1 protein-coding gene is annotated in these 608 nt (G+C 38.7%); it reads left to right on the forward strand.

What is annotated here, in order from left to right; genetic code table 11:
• Positions 1-68 precede the first annotated feature (68 nt).
• The coding region (locus RV15_RS18415) for an IS110 family transposase (protein WP_139243070.1) at positions 69-608 on the forward strand (540 nt) is incomplete at its 3' end.

Here is a 608-nt window from a genome sequence, read left to right on the forward strand (position 1 = left end):
TAAAAATAAATCGTTTCTATAAGTAGAATAGCCCCTTCTGTACTTTTTTTCAAGGAGGAATGGTAAAAATGGAAGATGTACTTCGTTCTTGTTGTGCTGGATTAGACATCCATCAAAAAGTGATTGTTGCTTGTATTATTCGTTCTACTGAAGGGAAAAAACGACCAGAAAAATTCTTTGGTAGTTTTGACACGACAACTCGTGGTCTTTTTGACTTGTCTGATTGGTTGACTTCTTACGAAGTCACACACATAAGCATGGAAAGCACGGGCGTTTATTGGAAATGTGTCTGGCGAATTTTACAGAATCATTTTGAGCTACAGTTGGCGAATCCTCGTCACATCAAAAATATTCCAGGAAAAAAAACGGATATGAAAGATGCGGAATGGATTGCGCGACTCACTCGATTAGGAGTCGTCCCTACAAGTTTTGTTCCACCAGAACCCATTCAAGAACTGAGAGATTTAACCCGCTACCGCAAACATTTAGTGGAAGATTTGAATCGGGAAAAAAATCGCGGTCACATGGTTTTGCAGAATGCTGGAATCAAATTAACCTCAGTAATTAAAGATATCTATGGAAAATCAGGTAGAGGCTTACTCTATGCT

Origin of the sequence: Enterococcus silesiacus (genome assembly GCF_001886225.1) — a bacterium.
Classification (GTDB): domain Bacteria; phylum Bacillota; class Bacilli; order Lactobacillales; family Enterococcaceae; genus Enterococcus_L; species Enterococcus_L silesiacus.